The organism is Sphingomonas canadensis (genome assembly GCF_026013525.1).
GTDB classification, from domain to species: domain Bacteria; phylum Pseudomonadota; class Alphaproteobacteria; order Sphingomonadales; family Sphingomonadaceae; genus Sphingomonas; species Sphingomonas canadensis.
Genome location: NZ_JAPDRA010000002.1, coordinates 344,730 through 369,463 on the forward strand (window position 1 = coordinate 344,730; position 24,734 = coordinate 369,463).

Here is a 24,734-nt window from a genome sequence, read left to right on the forward strand (position 1 = left end):
CGCGCGTTCCCGCATAGGATGACAGCGTTGGCTGTCGCTTCGTTCCTGCTGGCCCCGCAGGCGCAGGCCCAGGTTCCGGCATCGCCCGGGGCCTGGGCCTCGTTCGACTGGTTCGAATATAGCGGGCGCGATCCGCACGATGCGGCCGGGCGGCCCGGGCAGGGAGAATATGCCAATCCGGTGCTGCAGGGCTTCTACCCGGACCCCAGCGTGACGCGCGTTGGCGACGAGTTCTACCTGGTCAATTCCACCTTCGCCTGGTTCCCCGGCATCCCCGTGTGGCACAGCCGCGATCTGGTCCACTGGACCCAGATCGGCAACGCGATCGATCGCAGCAGCCAGCTCGATTTCAAGAAGCTGGGCCTGTCGCGCGGGGTGTTCGCGCCCGCGATCAGCCACAAGGACGGCGTCTTCTACATCCTCAACACCTGCGTCGATTGCGGCGGGAACTTCGTGATCACCGCGCGCGATCCGGCGGGGCCGTGGTCCGATCCCGTCTGGCTGCCGGATCTGGAGGGGGGCATCGATCCCTCGCTGTTCTTCGACGCGGACGGGCGCACCTGGATCGTCAACAATGGCCCGCCGGAGGGAACGCCGCTCTACCAGGGGCATCGCGCGATCTGGATCCAGGAGTTCGACCTGGCGAAGCTGCGCACGATCGGCCCGCGCCAGATGCTGGTGAACGGCGGCGTCGACATCGCCACGAAGCCGATCTGGATCGAAGGGCCGCACATCTTCCGCAAGGACGGATGGTATTATCTGAGCTGCGCGGAGGGCGGCACCGCCGAGGGGCACAGCCAGGTGATCCTGCGGTCGAAGAGCGTGACCGGTCCCTATGTTCCCGGCCCGCGCAACCCGATCCTGACCCAGCGCGATCTGCCGCGCGACCGGGCGATGCCGATCACCTCGGCGGGGCACGCGCAACTGGTGACCACGCCCGCGGGCGATTGGTGGGCCACTTTCCTCGCGGTGCGGCCCTATGAGGGCGACCATTACAACACCGGGCGGGAGACGTTCCTGATGCCGGTGGAATGGGTGGACGGATGGCCGGTCATCACCCGGCCGGGGCAGGCCATCCCCTATTTCGCCGATCGCAAGGGGCTGCCCGCCGCGCCTACGCCAGCGGTGCCCGCCAGCGGCCCCTTCACGGTGCGCGACGAGTTCGATGGGGCTGCGCTGCCGCCCTATTGGATGATGATGCGCAACCCGCAGGGGAACTGGTTCCGCCTCGAAAGGGGCGCGCTTGTGCTCGACGTGCGGCCGGTGGGGCTGGCGGATTTCGGCAACCCCTCGTTCCTGGCGCGGCGCCAGCAGCATATGATGGCCAGTGCCGAGACCGAGGTGCGGCTGCACCCCCGCAAGGATGGCGACAGCGCCGGGATCGCCGTGCTCCAGAACGACGAATATTGGTATTATCTGGCGGTCACGGCGCGCGGCGGCGGGCTCCAGGTCTCGGTACTCTCGCGCACCGGCGGGAAGCAGCCGCCCGGGCTGGCGCTCGGCGCGCCGCGCACGCTAGCCATTCCTGCGGGTGAGCCCGTCCGGCTGCGTATCGACAGCGACGGCGAGAGCTATCGCTTTGCCTACCTGGATGATCATGGGCAGAGAAACAAACCAAATTGGATTGGTCTGGGCAGCCTGGACGCCCGCCCGCTGAGTACCAAGTCCGCAGGCGGATTCGTGGGCGCGGTTTTTGGCGTGTTCGCGCGATCGGGCGAATAGGCCCGCGACAAGGGAGAGGAACATGAAGCGATCGATAGCCGCCGCGCCGCTGGCACTCGCCATAATGCTCGCCCTGCCGGCGCTGGCCGGCCAACCGCGCGCCGATGGCGGGCCGGTCAGCCCGATCCGCATGAACCAGACCGGGCTGGAGGCGGCAGGCCCCAAGCGCGCGATGCTAACGGACGAATCCGGCGATCCGATCGCCTGGGAACTGCGCGACGCGCGCGGGAAGCCGGTGCTGAGCGGCCGCACCATCGTATTCGGGCCGGATGCGCAGGCGGGCGAGAGCGTCCACATCATCGATTTCGGCGGATTCGCCACGCCGGGGACGGGCTATCGCCTGAAGGCCGGGGAGCGGCTGAGCCGGCCCTTCACCATCGCCTGCGGCGCGCGCGGGCGGCTGGCGCTCGACGCGCTGGCCTTCTTCTACCACCAGCGGGCGGGCGTGCCGATCGAGGCGCGGCTGGTGGGAGAGCGCTGGGCGCGCCCCGCCGGGCACGCGGGGGAGACCGCCGCCTGCTTCAGGGGCAAGGATATGCGCGGGCTGGAATGGCCCGGCTGCTCCTATTCGCGGGAGCTGGCGGGCGGATGGTATGACGCGGGCGACCAGGGAAAATATGTCGTCAACGGCGGCATATCGGTGTGGACGCTGCTCAACGCCTATGAGCGCGGCCAGGCGCGGGGCGCGGCGCCCTTCGCCGACGGCAGCGCCGCGATCCCGGAGGCGGGAAACGGCGTCAACGACCTGCTCGACGAGGCGCGGTTCGAGCTGGAGTTCCTGCTGAAGATGCAGGTGCCGGAGGGGACGCGCGCCAGCGTGCCCGCGGGGCCGTTCAAGCCCGCGTCGCCGGGCCAGCCCGTCTGGATGACCACGCCGCCCGATTTCGCGACGATCGACGCTTCGGGGATGGCGCACCAGAAGGTGGCCGACCGCCACTGGACCGCATTGCCCACGCCGCCGCATCGCGACACGCAGGATCGGCTGCTGTATCCGCCTACCACCGCGGCGACGCTCAACCTGGCGGCGGTGACGGCCCAGTGCGCACGGATCTGGCGCGGGATCGACGCGGCCTTCGCCGCACGGTGCCTGGCCGCGTCCGAGCGCGCCTGGGCGGCGGCGCTGCGCAACCCGGAAATCTATGCCACCAATTCGTTCGACGGCAGCGGCGGCTATGGCGACAGCGACGTGTCGGACGAGTTCTTCTGGGCAGCAACCGAGCTCTACGCGACCACGGGCAAGCAGCTCTATGGCGAGGTGGTCCGCAGATCGAAGCATTTCGCCGCGCCCGTGACCGAGCCCGGCTGGCCCCGCACCGCGCCGCTCGGCGCGATCACGCTGGCGACGGTGCCGTCCGGCTTGTCAGGGAAGGAGACGAAGCGGCTGCGCGCCGCGCTCTTTTCCGCCGCGGACGGCTGGCTGAAGGAGCGCGACGCGACCGGCTATCGCATCCCCTTTGCCACCGCATCCTGGCCCTGGGGGTCCACCGCGTCGATCCTAAACCGCGCGATGATCCTTGGCGTCGCGGGCGACCTGACCGGGGAGAAGAAATATCGCGATGGCGTGATCGACGCGATCGACTTCCTTCTCGGCCGCAACCCGTTGGACATATCGTTCGTCAGCGGCTTCGGTATCCGCGCGATGGCGAACCCGCACCACCGTTTCTGGGCGCCCTCGGCCGATGTTTCGCTGCCTCCGCCGCCGCCGGGCGTGCTTTCGGGCGGGCCGAACAACAGCAGCATGTCCGATCCGGTGGCGCAGAAGCTGAAGGGCAATTGCGCGCCGATGCGCTGCTGGGCCGACGACATCAGCGCCTATGCGCTGAACGAGGTGGCGATCAACTGGAACGCGCCGCTGGTGTGGGCCGCGGCATGGCTGGATGCGGAGGCTGCCGCGAAGCCGGAGTGACCCGCCGGCCGGGCGCGTAGCCGGCCGCCGCCCGCGCCCCTCCCGGAAAGCCGGAAGGGGCGGGGCGCCGGGCGGTTACTCCACCGTCAGCGTGGTACTCTTCAGCGTCGCCGAATCCGCGCCGGCGGAGATGGTGAAGGTGCCGGGCTCCACCACGCGGCGCATGTCGACGTTGTAGAAGCTGAGATCGCGCGGATTTAGCGTGAAGCTCACCGTGCGCTTCTCGCCCGGCTGGAGCGTCACGCGCTGGAAGCGCTTCAGCTCCTTCACCGGCCGCGTCACGCTGGCGTGATCGTCGCGGACGTAGAGCTGCACCACCTCGTCGCCCGCGCGGGCGCCGGTGTTGGTCACGTCCACCTTCACGGTCACGCTCTCGCTCACGCCGATCGTGGCGGAGGACAGCGCGGGCGCGGAGATGTCGAAGCTGGTGTAGCTGAGCCCGAAGCCGAAGGGGAACAGCGGCGAGGTTTCGGCGAACAGATAGCCGCGCCGCGCCGAGGGCTTGTAGTTGTAGAAGATCGGGAGTTGCCCCACGTCGCGCGCGATCGAAACGGGCAGCTTGCCGCCCGGATTATATCGGCCGAACAGCACATCGGCCATCGCGTTGCCGGTCTCCTGGCCCAGATACCATCCCTCGACGATCGCGGGGGCGTTCTCCGCCAGATAGTTGACCGACAGCGGGCGGCCGTTGAGCAGCACCACGACCACCGGCTTGCCCAGCGCCAGCAGCTCCTTGGCGAGCTGGTTCTGCGATCCGATCAGGTCGAGCGAGTTGCGGTCGCCCAGATGGTTGTCGGCCCATGCCTCGCGGCTGAGCTGCTCGTTGTCGCCCAGCACCAGCACGATCGTGTCGGCGCCCTTGGCCATCTCGACCGCCTCGGCACGCAGCTTGTCGTTGGTCGCGTCATCGACCAGCTCGACCTCGTCGGCGGCCCAGACGCGGCTCTTGGTCAGGCGCACGCCCTCGGCGAAATCGACCTGGAACTTGCCCTTGCCCTCGGCCTGGAGCCCTTCGAGCACGCTCACCACATGCGTGGGGATATCGCTGTATCCGCCGATCGGCGTGTCCTTGGCATGGGTGCCGATCACCGCCAGCCGCTTGATCTTGCCCGCGTCGAGCGGGAGCAGGCCGTTGCTGTTCTTCAGCAGCACCACCGATTCACGGGCCGCCTCGCGGGCCAGCGCCACGGCGTCGGGCGTCTCGGTCTTCTTCGCCGCCGCCTTCTCGTCGACATAGGGATTCTCGAACAGGCCGGCGAGGAACTTCATCTTCAGGATGCGGCGCACCGCGATGTCGATCTGGTCCTCGGATACCTTGCCCGAACGGACGAGCGCGGGGAGCGTGTTATAGGCCTCGCCGTCCGGGGTCTCGAAATCGACGCCGGTATCGATCGCGCGCTGCGCGGCCTCCTCGATGGTCCCGAACATCTTGTGGCGGGTGTTGAGCTCGCGGATCGCGAAATAGTCGCTCAGCACCACGCCCTTGAACCCCCATTCGCCGCGCAGCACGTCGTGGATCAGCCATTTGTTGGCGTGGCTGGGGAGGCCGTCGATCTCGTTGTACGACGGCATGACGCTCATCACCGGCAGCTCGGTCACGGCGCGTTCGAAGGGCGGGAAGAACACCTCGCGCAGCGTGCGCTCGGTCACGTTCGCCGGGCCGATGTTGGTGCCGCTCTCCGGCTGGCCGTGGCCGGTCATGTGCTTGAGCGTGACGAACACCTTGTCCTTGGCCAGCGGCAGCGTGGCGCCCTGGAACCCGCGGATCGCGGCCAGGCCCATCTCGCCGACCAGATAGGGGTCCTCGCCATAGGTCTCCTCGATGCGGCCCCAGCGCGGATCACGCGCCACGTCCACCACCGGGGCCAGCGCCAGATTGGCGCCCACCGCCCGCATCTCGCGCGAGGCGACCGAGAAGACGCGCTCCAGCAGCGAGGGGTTCCAACTGCTGGCGAGCGCGATCGATTGCGGAAAGCTGGTGCGGCCCGGCGCGACATAGCCGTGCAGCGCCTCCTCATGCATGAACATCGGGATGCCCAGGCGGGTCTTCTCCACCGCCCATTTCTGCGCGGCGTTGATGTAGCGCGCGGTATCGGCGGGGCCGCGGTTGACGGTGCCCGCCGCGGCGCCTGCGGCCGGCCCCTGGGTGATCGCGCGGCGGTCATAGGGGCGGGCGATCTGGCCCACGCCGTTGGGGAAGTTCCGCGACGCCTTCGCCGCATCGAACTCGCCGTCGGGCGACTGGATCTTCTCCTTCTCCAGCCATACCGCCACCATCTGCGCGACCTTCTCCTCCAGCGTCATGCGCTTGAGCAGGTCCTCGACGCGCAGGTCGACCGGCTGGGATGCGTCCTTGTAGAGCGGCTGGCCGGGGGTGGCGCGGGCGTCGGCCTTCGCACTCTGTGCCTGGAGCGCGGGCGCGATCATGGGGGACAGCGCGATCGCGGCAACCGCGGCAAGCGCAGCGATACGGATGCGGGCGGCGGATGCCCCCGGCTGGCGGCGACCGGACACGTCCATCGATTTCCTCTCCTCGGCTCGCGGCGCGGGGCGCCGTTCTTATGGTAGCGCTATCAGTTATAGAGGCGGCGCTTCGCGGCGGTCAACCGAGACTGCGCGCGATCGTGCGCGGCAACGCAATTGCAATCTGGCGGGGCGACTTATATGCACCCGCGCGGAGGGCCGATGAGCAGACCCAGCCGGAGGAGCCGGGGTAGCGTTACCGTTCAGGACGTCGCACGCGCCGCAGGCGTGTCCGCGATGACGGTTTCGCGCGTGGTGAACGGCGGCACCAACGTCCGCGCGACGACCCGCGCCGCCGTCCTCGAAGCGATCGAGCGTCTCAACTATTCGCCCAACAGCGCCGCGCGCAGCCTGGCCGCGGGCGAGGCGATGCGGATCGGCCTGCTCTATTCGAACCCGTCCGACGCCTATCTCTCGCAATTCCTGATCGGCGCGCTGGCCGCCGCGCGCCGCGCCGGATGCCATCTGGTGCTGGAGGCGTGCGAGAGCGAGCGATCGGACGAGCAGGCGGAAGCCACCCGCCGCTTCGCCGCCACCGATGTGGAGGGCGTGATCCTGCCGTGCCCGCTGGCGGAGGCGGCGCCCGTGCAGGCCGAGCTGCTGTCGGCCGATATCCCCGCGGTTTCGGTGGCGATCGGAGTGCCGCCGGCCGGATCGCTCAACGTGCGGATCGACGATTACGGCGCGGCGGCGGCGATGACCCGCTATCTGCTGGGGCTGGGCCACCGCCGCATCGGCTTCATCCGCGGCAACCCGAACCAGAGTGCCAGCCTGGAGCGTTATCGCGGCTTCTGCGCGGCGCTGGAGGAGGCCGGGCTCGACGTGGCCGACATGCCGGTGGAGCAGGGTTACTTCACCTTTCGATCCGGCATCATCGCCACCGAACGGCTGCTCGACCGGGGCGATCCGCCGACGGCGATCTTCGCCTGCAACGACGATATGGCCGCCGCCGCCGTGGGCGTGGCGCACCGCCGCGGGATGAACGTGCCGCAGGACCTGTCGATCGTCGGCTTCGACGATACCCAGCTCGCCACCACCGTCTGGCCCGAGCTGACCACCATCCGCCAGCCGACCGCCGCGATGGCGGAGACCGCGCTGAACCTGCTGCTCGCCCATCTGCGCGCGCTGCGTTCTGGCGAGACGCCCCGGTTCGAGGAGCAGGTGCTGGATTACGAGCTGGTGGTGCGCGAATCCTCCGGGCCGCCTCCGGCAGTCGTCTCCGAACCCTCGCGGAGCCGCGGACGCCGCGCCTGATCCTGCGCCGGGGCGCCTTCGCGGGCGCTTCCGGCGCTTGCTTTTCATCCGTAATGGGGCCACCGTTACCGCTAACAGTCCCGCAGATTCCACGCGGACTGAGGGAGAGGGGTTCCAAGGGATGAATGCATCGGCGGAGAGGACGAACATCGGCCTCGTCTTTGCCATCGTCGCGGTGGCGACGATCGGCGGGTTGCTTTTCGGATATGACAGCGGTGCCGTGAACGGCACGCAGCCGGGCCTGATCGCCGCCTTCGGGCTCGACGACAAGGGGCTGGGCTTCACGGTCGGGTCGCTGCTGATCGGCTGCGTGGTCGGCGCGTCGCTGGCGGGCGTACTCGCCGATGCGATGGGCCGCCGTGCCGTGATGCGGCTGGCCGCCGTGCTGTTCCTCGGCGGCGCGCTGGTCCAGGGCTTCGCGCACGATCACACGCTGTTCGTGATCGCCCGGATCATCGGCGGCATGGCGGTGGGCGCCGCATCGGTGCTGTCGCCCGCCTACATCTCCGAGGTCGCGCCCGCCAGCATCCGCGGCCGCATGACCACGGTGCAGCAGGTGATGATCATCACCGGCCTGACCGCGGCGTTCCTTGCCAACTATTACGTCACCTCGGTCGCCGGCGTTTCGACCAACAAGATCTGGTTCGATATCGAGGCCTGGCGCTGGATGTACCTGCTCCAGGCGGTGCCGGCGGCGGTGTTCCTGATCGCGCTGTTCTTCATCCCCGAAAGCCCGCGCTACCTGGTGTCGAAGGGGCGGAACGAGGAAGCCAATTCGGTCCTGACCAACCTGTTCGGCGCGGGCGCGGCTTCCGCCAAGGTCGCCGAGATTCAGGCGAGCTTTTCCAACGATCACCGCCCGCGCCTCAGCGACGTACTCACGCCCGCGGGCGGCCGGGGCTTCCTGGGCGTCCGTTCGATCGTGTGGGTGGGCATCATGCTGGCGGTGTTCCAGCAACTCGTCGGCATCAACGTGATCTTCTATTACGGCGCGACGCTATGGCAGGCGGCCGGCTTCTCCGAGCAGGATTCGCTGATCATCAACATCGTGTCGGGCGCGGTTTCGATCGCTGCCTGTTTCGTGACGATCGCGGTGATCGATCGCATCGGCCGCAAGCCGTTGCTGCTGATCGGCTCGGTCGGCATGGCGTTGTCGCTGTTCGCGATGGTCTATGCGTTCAGCCAGGGCGGGCTGGTCGACGGCAAGCTCATGCTGCCGGACGATTCGGGCAAGATCGCGGTTTGGGCGGCCAACATCTATGTGATCTTCTTCAACGTCAGTTGGGGTCCGGTGATGTGGGTGATGCTGGGCGAGATGTTCCCGAACCAGATCCGCGGCTCGGCGCTCGCGGTGGCGGGGTTCTTCCAGTGGGCCGCGAACTATGCGATCGCCCAGGCCTTCCCGATCATGCTCACCACGATCGGCCTTGCCGCCAGCTACAGCTTCTACGGCGTCTGCGCCGTGATCAGCTTCTTCCTGGTCGTCCGGTTCATCCATGAGACCAAGGGCAAGGAACTGGAGGCGATGGAGGGCTGACGTCCCAAATCCTCCCCGAGTTTTGCTCGGGGAGGGGGACCGCGCCCGAAGGGCGTGGTGGCGGGGGCGCCGCGTAAGCGGCGGTATCCCGCCGCCGCCCCTCCACCATTCGCTGCGCGAATGGTCCCCCTCCCCGAGACAAGCTCGGGGAGGAATTTGTTTGGAGCCGTGCCTTGACGACCCGTACCCCCGTCCGCCCCTTCCGATCGCGCGAATGGTTCGCCGCCCCGGGCCGCAGCGACATGGCGGCGCTCTATCTCGAGCGCTTCATGAATTACGGCATCACGCCGGACGAGCTGCGTAGCGGCAAGCCGATCATCGGCATCGCCCAATCGGGATCGGACATCGCGCCGTGCAACCGCATCCATCTGGAGACGGTGAAGCGCGTGCGCGAGGGCATATTGGCGGCGGGCGGCGTGCCGATGGAGTTTCCGCTCCACCCGATCTTCGAGAATTGCCGCCGCCCCACCGCGGCGCTGGACCGCAACCTGGCCTATCTGGGGCTGGTCGAGGTCCTCAACGGCTATCCCATCGACGCGGTGGTGCTGACCACCGGATGCGACAAGACCACGCCCAGCTCGCTGATGGCGGCATCCACGGTGGATATCCCGGCGATCGTCCTCTCGGGCGGGCCGATGCTCGACGGTTGGCATGAGGGCGAGCTGGTCGGCTCCGGCACCGTCATCTGGCGCAGCCGCCGCAAGATGGCCGCGGGCGAGATCGACGAGGAGGAGTTCCTGAAGCGCGCGATGGAGAGCGCGCCATCCGCCGGGCATTGCAACACCATGGGCACGGCATCGACGATGAACTCGATCGCCGAGGGGCTGGGCATGAGCCTGCCCGGCTGCGCGATGATCCCGGCGCCGTACCGCGAACGCGGGCAGATCGCCTTTGAGACCGGCAGGCGCATCGTGGAGATGGCCTATGAGGACCTGCGCCCGTCGAAGGTGCTCAGCCGGCAATCCTTCCTCAACGCGATCAAGCTGCTCACCGCGATCGGCGGATCGACCAACGCCCAGCCGCACCTGAACGCGATGGCCCGCCACGCGGGCTTCACGCTGGACGCGGCGGACTGGATGGCCGGGTATGACCTGCCGCTGATCGTCAACATGCAGCCGGCCGGCGCCTATCTGTCCGAGCGGTTCCACCGCGCGGGCGGCATCCCCGCCGTGCTGCGCGTGATGATCGAGGCGGGCGCGATCGACGGTTCGGTCGCCACCGTTACCGGCAGGACGCTGGCCGAGAATGTCGCTGCCGCGCCGATCAAGGATGCGGACGTCATCCTGCCCTGGGCCGCGCCGCTGAAGGAGCGGGCGGGGTTCCTGGTGCTGAAGGGCAATCTGTTCGACTTCGCGATCATGAAGACCAGCGTGATCGGCGAGGATTTCCGCGCCCGCTATCTCTCGCGCCCCGGCGCCGAGGGGGTGTTCGAGGGCCGCGCGATCGTGTTCGACGGATCGGACGACTATCATCACCGCATCAATGATCCCGCGCTGGCGATCGACGAGAACTGCATCCTCGTCATCCGCGGATCGGGCGTGCTCGGCTGGCCCGGATCGGCCGAGGTGGTGAACATGCAGCCGCCCGACGCGCTGCTGCAGAAGGGCATCCAGAGCCTGCCCACGCTGGGCGACGGGCGGCAATCGGGCACGTCGGACAGCCCCTCGATCCTCAACGCCTCGCCCGAGAGCGCGGCGGGCGGGGGCCTGCGCTGGCTGCGCACGGGAGACACGATCCGCATCGATCTCAACACCGGCACCTGTGACGCGCTGGTGGATATGGCCGAGATCGCGCGCAGGCTGGCGGAGGAGACGATCCCGGCCGTGCCGCAGAGCAACACGCCCTGGGAGGAGTTGTACCGCGAGAAGACGGGCCAGCTAGGCGATGGCGGGGTGCTGGAGTTCGCGCTGAAATACCGGCGGACGAGCGAGAAGGTGCCGCGGCACAATCACTAGCGCGGGCCGCTGCGGCCGGGATGGCTTGCGAGCCGGCGGCGGGGGCTTTCCCCAATGCGGTCTGCGTCGAACCCGGGCCTCGGCCTTCGCCGGGGAATATCCGGGGCTAAGAAACTTAGCCGATCGGCAAAGTTTTCGCTTGCGCCGCCGCGCCGGCTCGCAATACTTAGCGATATGTCTAACTATGATCCCGATCTCTCGCGGCTGTTTCACGCGCTCGCCGATCCCACGCGGCGGGCGATCCTGACGCGGCTGGCCAAGATGCCCGCGCGGGTGACCGATCTGGCCGGACCGACGGGGCTGCGCCTGCCCACGGTGATGCGCCACCTGTCCGTGCTGGAGGAGGCTGGACTGATCGCCACCTCCAAGGACGGGCGGATCCGCACCTGCGCGATCGTGCCCGAGGCATTCGATCCGGCGCGGACCTGGCTCGATGAGCAGCGCGCGATCTGGGAGGGCAGGCTGGACCGGCTGGACGCTTTCGTGATGCGAGTGATGAAGGAACGCGAAGAATGACGCAGGACAGTGCCGCCGTGCCCGCCGGCCCCCAGGACCGGTTTGCCACGCTCCGTTTCGAGCGGGAGGCTGCGGCCCCGCTGGACGTGCTGTGGGAGGCGTGGACCGCGCCCGCCGCCCGCGCGGTGTGGGCCGCGCCGTCGCCTGCAGTGACGGTGGCGTTCCTTGAGGCCGATAGCCGGGTGGGCGGGCGCGAGGTTTCACTCTGCAAGATTGCGGGCCAGCCGGACATCCGCTGCGAATGCGGCTGGCTGGCGCTGCAGCCTGCGCTGCGCAGCGTGAACTATGAGGTGGTCTCGGCGGAGGGCGAGACGCTGTCGATCGCGCTGGTGACCGCGGATTTCTCCGGCGACGCGGTGCGCAGCCGGCTGGTGGTGACGGTGCAGCTTTCCGCCGTCGCGAAGGATATGGCGGCGGGCTATCGCGAAGGATTCGGCGCGGGGCTCGACAATCTGGCGGCCGTGGCGGAGCGCACGATGCTGCTCCAGCGCGTGATCCGGGCGCCGCGCTCCGTGGTGTGGGGCGCGTGGGTGAACCCGGAGACGCTGCCGCAATGGTGGGGACCGGATGGCTTCTCGTGCCGCACCGATCGCATCGACCTGAGAAGCGGCGGCGAATGGGTGTTCGACATGATCGGGCCGGACGGCACGGTGTTCCCGAACCACCATCTCTATCACGAGGTGCTGCCGGAGGAACGGCTGGGCTATTCGCTGCTATGGGGCGAGAACGGCCCGAAGCACGCCGACGCCTGGGCTTCGTTCGAGGAATGGGACGGCGCGACGAAGGTGACGCTGGGGATGATATTCAGCACCGCCGCCGAGTTCCAGAACGCCAAGGGGTTCGGCGCGGTGGAACTGGGGCACCAGACGCTGGCCAAGCTGGAGCATTTCATCCAGCCGCGCTGATGCGGCGGGCGGCCTATAGCGCCTGCGCGGCGGCCCAGCCGCTGGCCCAGGCCCATTGGAAGTTATAGCCGCCCAGCCAGCCGGTGACGTCCACCGCCTCGCCGATCGCAAACAGCCCCGGCACGCGCCGCGCCTCCATCGTCTGCGAGGAGAGCTCGGCGGTGCTGATGCCGCCCACGGTCACCTCGGCCTTGGCGAAGCCCTCCGATCCGCTGGGGGTGAAGCGCCAGCCGGTCAGCCTGCGCTCGGCCTCGGCCAGCGCGCCATCGCGCAGGTTCGCCAGCTCGCCGTTCAGCGCGAGCCGTTCGGCCAGCGCCTCGGCCAGCCGGTCGGGCAGGGTGCGGGCGAGCAGGCTGCGCAGCGTGGCGCGCGGCTGGGCGCGCTTGGCCTCCGTCAGCCATCCCGGTGCCGCGCCGGGAAGAAAATCCACTGCGATCGCCTCGCCATGGCGCCAATAGGAAGAGACCTGGAGGATCGCCGGCCCCGATAGCCCGCGATGCGTGAACAGCGCGGCTTCCGCGAACGCCGCCTTGCCGCAACGCGCGACCACCGGGGCGGAGACGCCCGAAAGCTCGCGGAACAACGCCTCGTCCGGCCCCAATGTCAGCGGCACCAGCGCAGGGCGTGGCTCGACCACCTTGAGCCCGAAGCGGCGCGCCAGATCATAGGCGAAGCCGGTCGCGCCCAGCTTTGGGATCGAAGGGCCGCCGGTGGCGATCACCAGCGCGGGCGCCCGGGCGGTGCGGCTGCCGGCGGTGACGCGGAACATGCCGTCCGCATGCTCCACCGCCGCAATCGGCTGGCCCAGCGCGATCTCCACCCCGCCGCGATCGCATTCGTCCATCAGCATCGCCACGATCTGCTTCGCCGATCCGTCGCAGAAGAGCTGGCCCAGCGTCTTTTCGTGCCAGGCGATGCCGTGGCGGTCGACCAGCGCCAGGAAATCCTGCGGGCCGAAGCGGCTGAGCGCCGATTTGGCGAAATGCCGGTTGGCCGACAGGAAACGATCGGGCGCGGTGCCCAGATTGGTGAAGTTGCACCGCCCGCCGCCGGAGATCAGGATCTTGCGCCCCGGCGCGCCGGCATGATCGATCAGCAGCACGCGCCGCCCGCGCTGGCCCGCCATGGCGGCACAGAACATCCCTGCCGCCCCCGCGCCGAGCACGATAGCGTCATGGGTTTCGGGTTCGGCTGGGGCGTCTTGCGGCATCGGTCCCGCGCTAGACGGTTTCCCGCGCCAAAGTCACCCCAGCAGCATCCACAGCGCCATTCCCACCATCATCAGATTCTCGGTGAGCGAGAGGAAGCCCAGCGGCACGTTGCTGTCGCCGCCCACGCAGGCGCATTTCAGCGTGCGCCGGTCGATATACACCGCCTTGAAAACCGAAACCGCGCCGATGCCGCCGATGAACAGCGATATCGGGATCGCGATCCGGTGCATCAGCGGCTCGCCCAGCATCAGCACGCCCGCCAGCGCCTCCGCATAAGGATAGACGCGGCCATAGGGCACCCAGCGGCGCGCGAGCAGGTCATAGTTGAGGAACATCGTCGCGAAGCTCTCCACATCGCGGAGCTTCAGGATCGCCAGCACGCACATGCTGAGCGCGACGAACCACTGCAGCGCCTGTGGCGTGAGGGCTGCTCCGGTGACGGCATGGCTGAGCGCCAGCGCCGCCGCGGCCGTCACCGCGAACAGCGCGATCACCGGAGCATAGCTGGTGGCCTTGGGATCGCGCACGCGCAGGCCGAAATGCCGTCGCAGATCGTCGTGCCCGCCGATGCGGACGCCGTCGATGAAGGTCTGCGGTGTGGTGGCGACGCCATGCTGGGCCTTGAACGCATCGGTTTCCGCGCGGGTCGTGAGCCAGCGGTCGTCCACCGCATAGCCGCGGCTGCGCAGCAGGTGCAGCGCCTTCAGTCCATAGGGGCAGACGTGATCGGGCATCACCATCCGGTAGAGGGTGGCCTGGGGCTTGCCGGTCATCGCGGGTCTCGCTCGTTCGTTCGCCGGGAATGGGGGCGGGCCGCGCCGGGAAGAGGGGGGATGGCGCGGCCCGGCGCGGGCATCAGCAGCCGCAGTTCTTGCAGCCGCAGCGCTTGCAGCCGCAGCGCTTGCTGTTCCGCGCGCAGTTGCACGGATTGCAGCGGCACGGGTTGCAGGTGCACCCCTGGGTCGGTTCGGTCATGGGTCTTCTCCTCATCTTGTCCAAGAGCGGACCCGGCCCATATAGGTTCCGTACCATGGTACGGAGTCAAGCATGAAAAGCATGACCATCGCGGGGCTGGCCAAGGCGGGCGGCGTGGGGGTGGAGACGGTGCGCTATTACCAGCGCCGCGGCCTGCTCGGTACGCCCGATCGCGGCGGCGGCGGCATCAACGGCGGTGTGCGGCGCTATACGGATGCGGACGCGCGGCGGCTGCGCTTCATCCGGTCGGCCCAGGCGGCGGGCTTTACGCTGGACGAGATCGCCGAGCTGCTCGCGCTCGACGCCACCGGCGATCGCCCCCGTGCCCGCGCGCTGGCCGAGGAGCGCATCGCCGCGCTGGACGCGAAGATCGCCGAGCTGGAGGCGGCACGGGCGTCGTTGAAGCGTCTGGCGGGCGAATGCGCGGCAGGGACCAGCGGGCCGTGCCCGATCATCGCGGCGTTCGAGGGTTAGGGGGCGTCCCAATCCTTCCCCGCCAGGGGGAGGTGGCACGCGCAGCGTGACGGAGGGGGAGGAAGCCCCGGCGGATGTTCTGGAAACCTCCCCCTCCACCGCTTCGCGGTCCCCCTCCCCCTGGCGGGGAAGGATTGGAGGGAGACGGGCGGCCCCCTAAACCCCCACCCGGATTTCCGGGCAGGGGAGGCCCGGTACGGCCACCTCGAACGCGAACAGGTCGCCCTCGCGGGGTTCCTTCGCCACTTCCTCCGGTGTGCAGTGTTTGCGGGCGGTGGTGGCGTAGACGGTCTTCAGGCCGGGGCCGCCGAACGCGATCTTGGTGATCGCGCTCACGGGGAAGCGGATTACCTCCAGCAGCTCGCCCGCGGGCGAATAGCGGCGGACGGCACCGCCCTTGTACAGGCCCGTCCACACACAGCCCTCGGCATCCACGGTGGGGCCGTCGGGATAGCCTTCCTCATTGGGGATGGCCGCGAACAGGCGGCGGTTGGAAAGGCGGCCGTCCTCGCCCACGTCGCAGGCATGGATAAGGCCGCCCAGCGTATCGGTGTGATACAGGATGCGCCCGTCGGGGCTCAGCGCGGGGCCGTTGGTGATCGAGCAGAGATCGCTCTCGCGCACGCAGGCCCCGTCCGCGCCCAGGCGATAGATGCAGCCGCTCACCGTCGCCTCGCCATCGTCCATCGTGCCGAACCACAGCCGGCCGAGCGGATCGACGGTGGCGTCGTTCAGCCGGTTGTTCGGATGCTGCGGCTCTGGATCGCACAGCGGCGCGAAGCTGCCGTCTGCCGGATCGAAGCGCGCCAGCCCGGTCTTCAGCCCCGCGACGAAGCCGCCGCCCGCGATGGGGAGCACGAAGCCGACCTGATCCGGCGCGGCCCATTCGCTGCGCTCGCCGCTCGCCGGATCATAGCGATAGATGCGGTGGCGCTTGATGTCGGTGAACCACAGCGCTGCATCGCGCGCGACCCACACCGGCCCTTCGAGCAGCGGGCCGCCAAGCGCCCAGATGCTGACCGGTTCGGAGCGCTGGACGGCCACCGGCAGGGCCTCAGCGCCAACCGGCGTCGACGAAATATTCGTGGGCGGTGATCAGCCGCGCATCGTCGGACGCCAGGAACAGCGCCATCGCCGCGATGTCGTCGGGCACCAGCCGCCCCTTCAGGCATTGCGCGCCGACGATCTCCGCCTCGCCCTCGGGCGTGTACCACTTCATCTGGCGCGGCGTCTGAACGTTGCCGGGCACGATGCAGACCGATCGGATGCCGTCCGGCCCCAGCTCGCGCGCCAGGCTGCGGTTCAGCCCTTCGATCGCTGCCTTGGCGGTCTGGTAGAGCGTCAGCCCCTCCAGCCCCAGATGCCACGAGATCGAGCCCAGGTTCACGATCACGCCGCCGCCCTTCTGCCGCATGCCGGGCACCACCGCCTGGGCGCAGAAGAACAGGTGCTTCAGGTTCACGTTCAGCCGGTTTTCCCAATAGGCCTCGGTGATCTGGTCGATCGTGTGGCGATCGTCGTTGGCGGCGTTGTTGATCAGGATGTCGAACGGGCCGTTGTCGTCGATCAGCTTGCGGATCGTGGCCTGAACCGCTTCGATATCGGTCAGGTCTACGCGCTGGAAGATCGGCGGCTGCTGGACCCCCGACAGGCTTTCCACCAGCGCACGCGAATCCTCCTCTGCGATGTCGAAGAAGGTGACGTCGCACCCCTGGCGGACGAAGCCCTGGACGATGCCCGCACCGATGCCCGATCCGCCGCCGGTGACCAGCACGCGCTTTCCGCGAAGGCTGGGATAGATGGCGCGCTGTTCGCTGGTGAGCGGCTTGAGCATGGGATCAGCTTCCGACATTAGAAATTGCTACTCCGGAACAGCGCGCGGCGCCCGGGCGCGCGAAAATCGTGACTTGGGAAGGGGCGCGGCCGCTCACGATGCGAGCAGCCCGCGCGCGGCAAGGTTACGCATCAGATCACGGATGCCGAAATCCCAGGGGGCGGCGTCCTTCGAGGTGGTGACGCGATTGACGAGCCTGCCCAGCTTCGGCGCGGAGATGCTTACCACGTCGCCCAGCTTGTGGGTGAAGCCGCGGCCGGGATCGTCGCGATCCTGGATCGGCGCGAACAGCGTGCCCAGGAACAGCACGAAGCCGTCCGGATACTGATGCTCGCTCATCGTCTGGCGGACCAGATCCGTGGGATCGCGGCTGATCTCGCTCATCTTGTTGGTGCCTTCGAGGCGGTAGTTGTCCTGCCCCTCGATCACCAGATCGACGGTGGCGCTGCGCACGTCGTCCATGGTGAAGCCATCGTCGAAGATGCGGATGAAGGGGCCGAGCGCGGTGGAGGCGTTGTTGTCCTTCGCCTTGCCCAGCAGCAGCGCGCTGCGCCCTTCGATGTCGCGCAGGTTGACGTCGTTGCCCAGCGTCGCGCCGCGGATGTTACCGTTGCGGTCCACCGCCAGCACAACTTCTGGCTCCGGATTATTCCAGTCGCTGTTGGAACGCACGCCGATCTCCGCGCCCCAGCCGACCGCGGAGAGGACCGGCGCCTTGGTGAACACCTCCGCATCCGGGCCGATCGCGACCTCAAGATATTGCGACCACATGCCGGCCTCGATCAGCGCCGCCTTGAGCGCCGCCGCCTCGTCGCTGCCCGGAACCACCGCGCGGATGCCCGATCCGACGCGCGCCTCCAGGTCGCCGCGGATCTCGGCGGCTCGGGCGGAATCGCCGCGGGCGCGCTCCTCGATCACGCGCTCGATCGCGGAAACGGCGAAGGTGACGCCCGCCGCCTTGATGCACTGGAGGTCCACCGGGGCCAGCAGCCGGGGCTGGCCGGGCGCATTGAGCGCGCTAACATCGCACAGCGCGGGGCCGGTCAGCGTCGCCAGATCATCGCGTTCCAGTAGGTCGGCGACCGTCGGCGCCACGCCCGAGAGATCATGGACCACGCCATCGCGCACCGCCACCGGAGTGGGGCCTGCGGAAAGCAGCACCCGGCCGATCAAGCTGGCCTGCCCATGATCGATGGGCAGCATATCTTCTGAAAACCGCGCTTCCAAGTCCCCGCCCGTCCGTTGGGTCATCTATTTGATAGCGCTACCATTGGTTCCGGCGGGCGCGGCTGTCAAGCGCGGGCTTTACGGAGGGCGCGGTTCAGCGCGCGGCGGTGGGGATATGGCTCGCTATTTCGGCGGCGATCACTTCGGGATCGCGCATCGCGCCGTCTTCGCTGGCGCGCACCACGCGCCAGGGGGCGAGCAGCCCGGCGGCCACCATCGCTTCGTAATTGGCGCGCACGCGGGCCTGGAGCGCGGCATCGGCCTCATATTCGTCATAGGCGCGATCGGTGTAGCTGCGCTGCGCTTTCCGCAGGATCAGCTCGCGCGCCATCTCCCACGGCGTGTCGAGATAGATCGACAGATCGGGGCGGGGGAGGGCGAACTGGCCGGTTTCCAGCGCCAGGATCCAGTCCATCAGCGCGCGCGCCGCCGCGCCGTCCATCTTCGCGGCCTGATAGGCCATGTTCGACGCGATGTAGCGATCGAAGATCACCACATCATGCGCGGCCTGCGCATCCAGGATCGCCTGGCGCCATTCGAACCGGTCGAGCGCATAGAGCACCGCGGCGGCATGCGGGCTGGCGGCTACGGGCAACTCGCCCGCCAGCAGCCGTCCGATGGTGACGCCGGCCACCGTTTCGCCATAGCGGGGGAAGCCGATCACGATGGCGTTGCGGCCTGCGGCCGTCAGCCTGGCGTGCAGCCGCGCCGCCGCCGTAGCCTTGCCCACGCCGTCGGCGCCCTCGATCGCGACGAGCATCGCACTTGTTCCCTTGCTTGCGAGGCCCTTTCCCTAGGCGGCGGGCGCCGGATTGTCACGCCGCCGCGCCGCGTCCCGGTTAAATTATTGTAATACTATAATATTCTAAACGAACGGGATTAGGTACAAGCCCGTAGTCGTTGCCGCGCCGTGGCGTGCCTATCGTTTCTTCCACAATCTGGCCGCCGCGTTGGGAAGGGGAAACGTGAGCGAAGTCGATGTCATGATCGTGCTCGTGCTGCGCGATGCGGGTCTGCGCAGCATCCTGGCCGCGCGCCTGTCGTTCGCGGGGGCTCAGGTGGTGACCGCCCAGGCGATCCATGATCCAGCGGTGACGCGCCACATCCGCAAGCGCGCGGTGCTGGTGGTGGAGGCCGAAGCCGTGGCGGGCCGTTCCGGGGAGTGGATCGATGCGCTGGTAGACGATCCGCTGTGGATCGAGGTGGTGGTGCTGGTGGAAGAAGGCGAGCGCGAGTGCCTGCCGGACGAACCGCGGCTGTTGCCGGTCCATCGCATCCGCGCCTATCCCGAGCTCTATGCGCGGCTGCCCTATTGGACCGATGCCGCCCGCTGAGCCCGGGGATCAGGGATCGGGGATCAGCCCCGCAGCGAAGGCGATGCGCAGCGCTTCGGAAAGGCTGCGCACCTCGAGCTTTTCCATCAGGTTGGCGCGATAGATCTCCACCGTGCGCGGGCTGATATCGAGGTTATAGGCGATAACCTTGTTCGCCTGCCCCTCGATCAGGCCGCGCAGGACGTCGCTCTCGCGCGGGGAAAGGCGGGCGATCTTGGTCTTGGCCACCTCGACCCGTGCCGCGACCTCGCTGTCCTGCTCGAAACGCTGGAAGGCGTTTTCGACCATCTCCATCAGCGTTTCGGCCTCATAGGGCTTTTCGATGAAGTCGAGCGCGCCGGCCTTCATCGCCTGCACCGCGAGGTCCACGTTGCCGCGCCCGGTGAGGATGATCGCGGCGAACTTGCCGTTCCCCCGAATCGCCCGCAGAACGTCCAGTCCCGATGCGCCCGGCATGTGGAAATCGAGAAGCAGCACCCCCGGGTCCAGATCCGGCGCCTCCTCAAGAAACGCCTCGCCCGATCGGAAACCGCGAATCAGCAACCCGGTGCGGACCGACAGAAGGCTGTGCAGGGAGGCGCGGACGGCGTCGTCGTCGTCGACGATGTATATTGTCCTACTCATTCTCTTCACCCTCCGTTGCGGCGGGCAGGGTGAAGCGGAACTCTGCTCCTCCCTCGGGCCGGTTTCCGGCACTCAATGTCCCACCGTGCGCTTCAATGATACGCTTACTGATCGAAAGTCCAATACCCATTCCGCTATCGCCTGGCTTTGACGTGGCGAAGCGGGAGAAAATATCATCAAGCAGGTTTCCGGGGATTCCCGGACCACTGTCGATGATCGTAATTTCGATCTCAACCTTACCGATCTTACACGAACGAATATTAATCTGGCGTTTACCTCCAGAAGTGGTGCGCATTGCCTGCAAAGAATTACGAAGAAGGTTAACAAGAACTTGCTGAATCTGGACTCCGTCGGCGTAGACCCGGGGTGCGGCGGGATCGAGATCGAACGCCACATCGGTGTCAAAATGGCCCGTTCCGGCGAAGACCAGCGCGGCCGCCTCGCGCACCAGCTTGTCCACCTCGGTGGGCCGCATCGCGACTTCGCCACGGGCGGTGAAGTTGCGCATGCGGCGGATGATCTCGCCGGCGCGCTGGGTCTGTTCGGAGGCGAAGCGCAGCACCTCGGCGACGCTTTCCCCGCTGTCGCCACGTTCGGCCAGCGTGCGCGCGGCGGCGAGGAAGTTGGCGATCGCGGCGAGCGGCTGGTTCAGTTCATGCGCCAGATCGGCGGCAAGCTCGCTCATCGCCGACTGGCGCGTGACGTGGGCCAGCTCCGCATGCAGCTCCGCCAGCCGCGCCTCCGCATCCAGGCGGCGGGAGATGTCGCGGAAGAAGATGGTGATCAGCCGTTCCCCCCCGGCGGGCAGCGCGCCGGTGACCACCTCGACCGGGAAGCTGCGCCCGTCGGCGGCCTGGCCGACCGCGAGCGAGGCCTCGTCCGCCCTGCCGGGCGCGCGGGTGAACAACGCGGTGAAGGCGCTGTGCTGGTGCGACGGGGCGAGTATCTTCAGGTTCTGGCCGACCACCTCGGCGGCGGTATGGCCCCACATCCGCTCCGCCGCCGCGCTGAACTCGCGGATCGTGCCGTGCTCGTCGACCAGCACCATCGCGTCGGGCACGGTTTCCAGCACGAGCCGGAGCTGCGCCTCACGGGCATTCAGCGCGCGCGATCCGCGCAGCAGGCCGAAGTCGAGGTTCCACGCCAGCAGTGCCAGCGAGAGCAGGATCGACGCGATCACGCCCGGCAGCGAGGCGCGCAGCGCGATCGCCGGAGAGCCCGCCGCGGGCGCGAACACGAACAGCAGCAGCATGGCGAGGCCGATCGCCAGCACCGCGCTGGCGAGCAGCGCGCTCGCCTCCCGGCGTATCCAGCGCCCGTGGCTCGCCGCATAGCCCGAGCTGGCGAGAAGCAGCAGGACCAGCGCTCCGCCTGGCCCCGTCCTCCCCGGATCGGCAACCGGCACCGCGCCGACCTGAGCGGGAAAGAGCAGCAGATCAGTGCCCAGGCGAAGGCCCGTCATCGATTGGAACAGCGCGGCCGCGGCGATGGCCAGCACCGCCCCCCACAACCACAACGCCAGCACATGCCGTTCGCGGATCGCCGCGATCAGGCCGGCGGCCATCGCCGCATAGCCGATCGCGGTGGCCGGCCACATCGGCGAAGTCGCTAGGCCGAACCCGCCAAGTCTTGCGGAGCCCGTTAACCATCCCGCGAAGGAGAGCAGGCAACAGAAAAGCGCCAGCGCAGCAAGAAGCGACGCCATTCTTCTGCCCATGGGCGCCGGATTCGTTCCCGGCATCATCGCTGGGGGCTCTCCACGCTACTCGACACCCCGCCCGGGTCGGTCATGCGTGCTAAGCTTACTGGCTGCGGCGCGAATGGAAACTGATTTTTCCGGCGTGTGAGCGGCGGGGCGGTGCGCGCAGAGGCGCCTTGCCAAAGCGGCACGGTAACGCGATCACTGGTGCATCGGCGCGGACGCGATCCGCGCCAGGAACCTGTCCAGGGAGCTGCAAGTTGATCCGCACAATCCTGATCCTCGGAGCGGCCGCCTCCGCGCTGGGCGCCTGCGCCAGCGGCGGCGGCGCCAAGCCGCAGACCGCATCGGCCGAACCCGCCGCCAGCGCCCCAGGCAAGGGCAAGGGGTATAACCACGATCCCTATCCCTCGACCTACAAGGCCTATCCCGGCGTGCCGACGCTGTTGACCAACGTCACCATCCTGGATGGCGAGGGCGGGCGGATCGACAAGGGCGCGATCTTCTTCAAGGACGGCAAGATCGTCGCGCTGGGCGCGGACGTGACCGGTGAGCCCGGCGCGGTGGTGATCGACGGCGGCGGCACCTATGTCACCCCCGGCGTGATCGACATCCACAGCCACCTGGGCGACTATCCCAGCCCCGGCGTGCAGGCGCATTCCGACGGCAACGAGATGACCGGCCCGGTCACCGCCGAGGTTTGGGCCGAGCACAGCGTGTGGCCGCAGGACCCGGGCTTCGGCCGCGCGCTGGCCAATGGCGGCGTCACCACGCTGCAGATCCTGCCGGGCTCCGCCAACCTGTTCGGCGGGCGATCCGTGGTGCTCAAGAACGTCTATGCCCGCACGATGCAGGGTATGAAGTTCCCCGGCGCGCCCTATGGCCTGAAGATGGCGTGCGGCGAGAACCCCAAGCGCGTCTATGGCGCCAAGGGCCGTTCGCCCGCCACGCGGATGGGCAACATCGCCGTCGATCGCGCGACCTGGGCCAAGGCTGTGGAATATAAGCGCCGCTGGGACCGGTATGAGGAGAAGGGCGGCGAGCCGCCCGCGCGCGACATCCAGATGGATACGCTGCGCGGCGTTCTGGAAGGCGAGATCCTGGTCCAGAACCACTGCTATCGTGCCGACGAGATGGCCATCGTCATGGATATGGCCAAGGAGTTCGGATACCATGTCAGCGCGTTCCACCACGCGGTGGAGGCCTATAAGATCGCCGATCTGCTGAAGGCCAACGGCACCTGCGCCGCCGTGTGGGCGGACTGGTATGGCTTCAAGATGGAATCCTATGACGCGGTGAACGAGAACCTGGCGATCATCGACCAGGAAGGCGCCTGCGCGATGATCCATTCGGACGACGACAACGGCATCCAGCGGCTGAACCAGGAGGTTGCGAAGGCGCGCGCGGCGGGGCTGCGCGCGGGCTTCAAGATCACCGAGGAACATGCCTGGACCTGGCTGGCGATCAACCCCGCCAAGGCGCTGGGCATCGCCGACAAGACCGGCAGCCTGAAGCCCGGCAAGATGGCCGATATCGTGCTGTGGAACGGCAATCCGTTCAGCGTCTACACCCGCCCCGCGATGGTGTGGGTGGACGGCGCGCTGATGTTCGACGCCAAGGACCCCAAGCGGCGTCCGGTTTCCGATTTCGAGCTCGGCCAGCCGGGCGAGGGGGATGTGAAGTGATGCGCAACCTGCTGATCAGCGCCGCCGCGGCGGCAATCGCGCTTGCCGCGCCCGCCGCCGCGCAGGATGTGGCGATCGTCAACGCGAAGCTCGTCATCGGCGACGGCTCCGGCCCCGTCGAGGGCGGCACCGTGGTGATCCGCAACGGCCGCGTCACCGCGGCGGGCACGGGGGTGTCCGTGCCCGCGGGCGTGCGGACGATCGATGCGGGCGGCAAATGGGTGTCGCCGGGCATCTTCGCCGGCTTCACCCGCCTGGGCATCGTCGAGGTGGATGCGGTGGAAGGCACCAACGACAGCTCCGCGCGCAATTCGCCGTTCAACGCCGCCATCGACGTGGCGCCTGCGGTGAACCCGCGCTCCAGCCCGATCGCGATCAACCGCACCGATGGCGTCACCCGCGCGGTGGTCGCGCCCGAAACCGCCGGGTCGATCTTCGCGGGCCAGGGCGCGATCATCGATCTGGGCGCGGACATGGATGCGGTGAGCAAGGCCCAGGCCTTCCAGTTCATGGAATATGGCGAGGCGGGGGCGGGTGCTGCGGGCGGCAGCCGCCCGGCGGCCTATGCGATGCTGCGCAACGCGCTGTTCGAGGCGCGCGAATATGCCCGCAACCCGGGCCGGTTCCTCGATCGCGGCAAGGAAGCGATGCTGACCCGGCTCGACGCCGCCGCGCTGGTGCCGGTGGCCGAGGGGCGGATGCCGCTGCTGGTGCATGTCGAGCGCGCGTCGGACATGCTGGTGCTGCTGAAGCTGAAGCGCGAGATGCCGTCGCTGAAGCTGGTGTTCGTCGGCGCGACCGAGGGCTGGACGGTGGCGAAGCAGATCGCCGATGCGGGCGTTCCCGTGATCGCCACCGCGCTGAACGACCTGCCCGGCACGTTCGAACAGCTTGCCGCCACCCAGTCGAACATCGGGCGGATGAAGGCGGCCGGCGTCGATGTGGGCGTCGGCACGATCAATCAGGACGATGCCCGCCAGGCGCGCTGGGCGCGGCAATATGCCGGCAACCTTGTGGCGCTGACGCGCGTTCCGGGTGCCAGCGGGCTGGATTGGGGCGCGGCCTTCGCCGCGATCAGCTCCAAGCCTGCCGAGGCGCTGGGGCTGGGCGGCGACTATGGCTCGCTGCGCCCGGGGCGCCACGGCGACGTGGTGATCTGGGACGGCGACCCGCTGGAGCTGGCCACCGCTCCGGTGACGGTGCTGATCGACGGCGTCGAGCAGCCGCTGGAGAACCGCCAGACCCGGTTGCGGCAGCGCTACCTCGATCCCAAGGAGGATGGGCTGCCCAAGGCCTATGAACGCTGACCGGGGGAAGCGGGCTAGTACCGCCCGGAAATGCGCGCTTCCGCGC

The 24,734-nt window shown here is 68.4% G+C and carries 20 protein-coding genes; 11 read left to right on the plus strand and 9 right to left on the minus strand.

Annotated elements, in window-relative coordinates; all coding sequences use genetic code 11:
* Positions 1-18: 18 nt before the first annotated feature.
* On the plus strand, positions 19-1,722 hold the full coding sequence (locus OM513_RS06665) for a glycoside hydrolase family 43 protein (RefSeq protein WP_264943371.1): 1,704 nt from the start codon (positions 19-21) through the stop codon (positions 1,720-1,722).
* A gap of 22 nt (positions 1,723-1,744) precedes the next feature.
* Positions 1,745-3,628, plus strand: a complete 1,884-nt coding sequence (locus OM513_RS06670) for a glycoside hydrolase family 9 protein (RefSeq protein ID WP_264943372.1) — start codon at positions 1,745-1,747, stop codon at positions 3,626-3,628.
* A 75-nt stretch (positions 3,629-3,703) separates the two neighbouring features.
* Here OM513_RS06670 and OM513_RS06675 read toward each other — a convergent pair whose 3' ends face one another.
* The gene (locus OM513_RS06675; protein WP_264943373.1) at positions 3,704-6,148 is read right to left on the minus strand and encodes a glycoside hydrolase family 3 N-terminal domain-containing protein; all 2,445 of its coding nucleotides are present in this window, start codon (positions 6,146-6,148) and stop codon (positions 3,704-3,706) included.
* 165 nt (positions 6,149-6,313) lie between these two features.
* On the opposite strand from OM513_RS06675, the gene OM513_RS06680 reads away from it, so the two are divergent.
* From OM513_RS06680 to OM513_RS06700, 5 genes are all read left to right on the plus strand, one after another.
* Entirely contained in the window at positions 6,314-7,405 is a 1,092-nt protein-coding gene (locus OM513_RS06680; protein ID WP_264943374.1) for a LacI family DNA-binding transcriptional regulator, read from the plus strand.
* Between the two features lie 37 nt (positions 7,406-7,442).
* Entirely contained in the window at positions 7,443-8,942 is a 1,500-nt protein-coding gene (locus OM513_RS06685; protein WP_264943375.1) for a sugar porter family MFS transporter, read from the plus strand.
* 173 nt (positions 8,943-9,115) lie between these two features.
* Positions 9,116-10,897 carry an IlvD/Edd family dehydratase gene (locus OM513_RS06690; RefSeq protein ID WP_264943376.1) on the plus strand — a complete coding sequence of 594 codons (1,782 nt, stop codon included), beginning with the start codon at positions 9,116-9,118 and terminating at the stop codon, positions 10,895-10,897.
* A 174-nt stretch (positions 10,898-11,071) separates the two neighbouring features.
* A complete protein-coding gene (locus OM513_RS06695) occupies positions 11,072-11,413 on the plus strand; it encodes an ArsR/SmtB family transcription factor (protein WP_264943377.1) in 342 nt (113 codons plus the stop codon).
* Positions 11,410-12,318, plus strand: a complete 909-nt coding sequence (locus tag OM513_RS06700; RefSeq protein WP_264943378.1) for an SRPBCC domain-containing protein — start codon at positions 11,410-11,412, stop codon at positions 12,316-12,318. The genes OM513_RS06695 and OM513_RS06700 overlap by 4 nt, the downstream gene beginning before the upstream one ends.
* Positions 12,319-12,331: 13 nt before the next feature.
* On the opposite strand, the gene OM513_RS06705 is transcribed toward OM513_RS06700, so the two are convergent.
* Both OM513_RS06705 and OM513_RS06710 read right to left on the minus strand, forming a co-directional pair.
* Positions 12,332-13,528, minus strand: a complete 1,197-nt coding sequence (locus OM513_RS06705; RefSeq protein WP_264943379.1) for a BaiN/RdsA family NAD(P)/FAD-dependent oxidoreductase — start codon at positions 13,526-13,528, stop codon at positions 12,332-12,334.
* Between the two features lie 33 nt (positions 13,529-13,561).
* Positions 13,562-14,302, minus strand: coding sequence for a MauE/DoxX family redox-associated membrane protein (locus OM513_RS06710; protein WP_264943380.1), 741 nt, complete (start codon positions 14,300-14,302; stop codon positions 13,562-13,564).
* A 274-nt stretch (positions 14,303-14,576) separates the two neighbouring features.
* Here OM513_RS06710 and OM513_RS06715 point away from each other — a divergent pair, with 274 nt between their 5' ends.
* The gene (locus tag OM513_RS06715) at positions 14,577-14,978 is read left to right on the plus strand and encodes a MerR family transcriptional regulator (protein ID WP_264943381.1); all 402 of its coding nucleotides are present in this window, start codon (positions 14,577-14,579) and stop codon (positions 14,976-14,978) included.
* 156 nt (positions 14,979-15,134) lie between these two features.
* Here OM513_RS06715 and OM513_RS06720 read toward each other — a convergent pair whose 3' ends face one another.
* The 4 genes from OM513_RS06720 to OM513_RS06735 form a co-directional block, all read right to left on the minus strand.
* Positions 15,135-16,022, minus strand: coding sequence for an SMP-30/gluconolactonase/LRE family protein (locus tag OM513_RS06720; protein WP_264943382.1), 888 nt, complete (start codon positions 16,020-16,022; stop codon positions 15,135-15,137).
* 10 nt (positions 16,023-16,032) lie between these two features.
* Positions 16,033-16,812 (minus strand): SDR family NAD(P)-dependent oxidoreductase, encoded by a 780-nt coding sequence (locus OM513_RS06725; protein WP_264943383.1) that lies wholly within the window; start codon positions 16,810-16,812, stop codon positions 16,033-16,035.
* Positions 16,813-16,905: 93 nt separating this feature from the next.
* A complete protein-coding gene (locus OM513_RS06730) occupies positions 16,906-18,015 on the minus strand; it encodes a fumarylacetoacetate hydrolase family protein (RefSeq protein WP_264943384.1) in 1,110 nt (369 codons plus the stop codon).
* A 118-nt stretch (positions 18,016-18,133) separates the two neighbouring features.
* Positions 18,134-18,799 (minus strand): dTMP kinase, encoded by a 666-nt coding sequence (locus tag OM513_RS06735; protein ID WP_264943385.1) that lies wholly within the window; start codon positions 18,797-18,799, stop codon positions 18,134-18,136.
* Between the two features lie 205 nt (positions 18,800-19,004).
* Between OM513_RS06735 and OM513_RS06740 the strand changes: the two genes are divergently transcribed.
* Entirely contained in the window at positions 19,005-19,373 is a 369-nt protein-coding gene (locus OM513_RS06740; RefSeq protein WP_264943386.1) for a hypothetical protein, read from the plus strand.
* Positions 19,374-19,382: 9 nt separating this feature from the next.
* Here OM513_RS06740 and OM513_RS06745 read toward each other — a convergent pair whose 3' ends face one another.
* The gene (locus tag OM513_RS06745) at positions 19,383-19,997 is read right to left on the minus strand and encodes a response regulator transcription factor (protein WP_264943387.1); all 615 of its coding nucleotides are present in this window, start codon (positions 19,995-19,997) and stop codon (positions 19,383-19,385) included.
* A complete protein-coding gene (locus OM513_RS06750) occupies positions 19,990-21,702 on the minus strand; it encodes a sensor histidine kinase (RefSeq protein ID WP_264943388.1) in 1,713 nt (570 codons plus the stop codon). The genes OM513_RS06745 and OM513_RS06750 overlap by 8 nt, the downstream gene beginning before the upstream one ends.
* A gap of 254 nt (positions 21,703-21,956) precedes the next feature.
* On the opposite strand from OM513_RS06750, the gene OM513_RS06755 reads away from it, so the two are divergent.
* Together OM513_RS06755 and OM513_RS06760 are read left to right on the plus strand one after the other, a co-directional pair.
* Positions 21,957-23,381, plus strand: a complete 1,425-nt coding sequence (locus OM513_RS06755) for an amidohydrolase (RefSeq protein ID WP_380916274.1) — start codon at positions 21,957-21,959, stop codon at positions 23,379-23,381.
* The gene (locus tag OM513_RS06760) at positions 23,381-24,688 is read left to right on the plus strand and encodes an amidohydrolase family protein (RefSeq protein WP_264943389.1); all 1,308 of its coding nucleotides are present in this window, start codon (positions 23,381-23,383) and stop codon (positions 24,686-24,688) included. The genes OM513_RS06755 and OM513_RS06760 overlap by 1 nt, the downstream gene beginning before the upstream one ends.
* Positions 24,689-24,734: the final 46 nt, after the last annotated feature.